2 protein-coding genes are annotated in these 2,317 nt (G+C 37.2%); both read right to left on the bottom strand.

All coding sequences use genetic code 11. The features are described from left to right. Window positions 1-290 precede the first annotated feature (290 nt). Window positions 291-902 carry a hypothetical protein gene (locus BUA53_RS20850; protein WP_072837324.1) on the bottom strand — a complete coding sequence of 204 codons (612 nt, stop codon included), beginning with the start codon at window positions 900-902 and terminating at the stop codon, window positions 291-293. A gap of 173 nt (window positions 903-1,075) precedes the next feature. Next, entirely contained in the window at window positions 1,076-1,627 is a 552-nt protein-coding gene (locus BUA53_RS20845) for a PH domain-containing protein (protein WP_072837323.1), read from the bottom strand. Between the last annotated feature and the right edge of the window lie 690 nt (window positions 1,628-2,317).

Genomic DNA, 2,317 nt, shown 5'->3' with positions numbered 1-2,317 from the left:
AGATGATATTGTGTCGGCAAGTGTCACTCAAATAATAAAATGTCTTGCAAAGTCTGTTTGAATTTTCAAGATGTGTCCTAAGGTTACCTACAACGAACAGGGCTTTGTGCAGGTGGGGAATTAGCATTCCGTTTGCCCATAACCGCTGCTCAATTTATAAATTAATGTTCATTGTTTATTCTATTGCTGAATGTTATTCGTCACGCTGGATATGCTGCTGATGCTTGCGCTCAGATGATGATTAAACGTCGTGCCCCGCTTGCACAAAGCCCACTGTTGTGCGTTCGCCATTACAGAATTAGGTAGTCTCTTTTCTTTATGCGTGTCCAACCTTTCCCTTTGATATTCTGGTAAATAAGTAGCGTTGTCCCGAAATAAGCGTAATTCAGTTCTTCTGTTTCCTTGTCTTTTTTGAATGTGGTGATGTCAATAAAAGCGTACTGTTTGTCTTGGGTGAAAATTGGGTCAGTCACAGAAAAGAAAAAGCCATTCTTTGCGGCGTTAAATGATTTAATAAGTCTGAACACTTTGAACGTGTCAGCAAGTTCTCTTGGCGTTATTGATTGTGCAACTCGGTACATGTGCTGCTTTTCGGTGTTACTAAAAAGCCTGTCAAGTGCAGTGTCGCTGAAAAGATAGCTGTGGTTGTAAGGCGAATGCTCATCACTCTCCAACTTCTTTCTCACTCTATCGGATGTCAAGTCTTCGTCCAAATGGAAACGATAAGTATTCCATTTGTCGGTCTTGTTCAACGCATAGTAAACAGTTGGCTTTTTGTTGTCTAGACGTGTCGTAATATCAAAATTGGACTTGTCCTTAAATGCAAGTTTGATTAAGCCATTGTCTTGGGAAAAGCATTGTGTCCAATAAAGTAAAAGTGTTATGATTGTTAGAAGTCTCATAGATGGTGACACACAATGGGAAAGGTGTTTCTGAAGCAGCGGCATTCTGTGCTGTATCAGCTTCACTTTTGTTCCATTGTTCAATAAAGATATAACGTAGAGCTTTTGCTATAAAGCCGCTGTTTTAGAAACATTTTTGTTAACTGCAGTTTGTTTGTCCATGACTTTCTTTTTTACACAACCTTTACTTTGTGGCGTTCTAAAATCTTATTTAGATCTTGATATACTTCCAAATGATTAGGTATACTTTCCCAACTATCATAGACCTTGGACGCACTGCCATCATCAGTTTTTGTTTTTCCAGTAAAGAATTTAATTGTCCCTGTGCCGAATTTTCTTTCAAGGAAGTTACTGCTAACAGAGACTTCAATAATTTTATCCATTTCAATAATAGTGAACTTTTGTCCTCTAATACCCGTTTGCATCAGTACCTTTTTCTCTGTGTACCCAAAGAAGGTTCTGGGATAAGCTAAAAGAGCTGAAATGATATTCCAAGCACCAATTGCTATCGGCAGAAAACAAGACAAAGAGAAAAGAGGATTAGTAATTCCTCCCTTACTTTTTGCATTAATATACATAAATAAGCCCACCGCTATTAATATTAATGCAAACAAAGCTCTAATAGTAATATATGGAAGAAGTTTAGGCTTGTTTACCCACAGTAGTCTCTCGTTTCTGTCACCAATGTCCTCAAATGCATGTTCGTAGGTGCTATAATAATTCATGCGGCTTTCTATAATTGCAGTTAACACGAATATATACGATTATTTTGTAGTACTTATTTACTTCTCTATTGCTAAAACATTTATTTCTAATTCTATCAGTACAACAATTAAATGATTATCATTCTAATTCTTCATTTCCTCTGTTTCAATATCTTTTTCAACCTTTTTCCTCAATCAATTCTCTTTAATTCTTTCATTACTTGTAAAACAATAGGTTCCTTGCCACAGGCACTTGGGTTACAGAATCACCTGGCCAATAAGTTTCCGCCTCCAAACTATTTACTTTTTGAAGAAAGTTCTTTCAACCATAATAGGCTCATTAAGATCGGGGCAGGTATTATAACCATTGAGTTGGCCAGCTCCTGCTCTATTCCACCGGCATTATTCGCTTTTCCTTACGAAGCTCCGGCAACATGCTAAAGTAATACCCATACAATAGCCCTGGGAAAACTAAATACCAAAATATTTAGTAATTAACAAGGCATTCTTATAAAATATTTATCCACTAGTTTGAATAAGTCCGGAAACAAAAATTAACCTGCAGAATACTGGGGAGACAGGGTAAAGTAAAGACTCAACCCTCCTCCCAAATCCTATTCATTCCCGTTAATGTCTCGTTCCAGAAAAAGTTTACAGACAAACTGTCAATTTTATGGAAAGGTTCATTAAAAAACACGGCAAGCGGTGGGT

Source organism: Flavisolibacter ginsengisoli DSM 18119 (assembly GCF_900129295.1).
In the GTDB taxonomy this organism is placed as follows: Bacteria; Bacteroidota; Bacteroidia; order Chitinophagales; family Chitinophagaceae; genus Flavisolibacter; species Flavisolibacter ginsengisoli.
The sequence above is the reverse complement of the archived record's forward strand: the minus strand, read 5'-3'. Positions and strand labels throughout refer to the sequence as shown.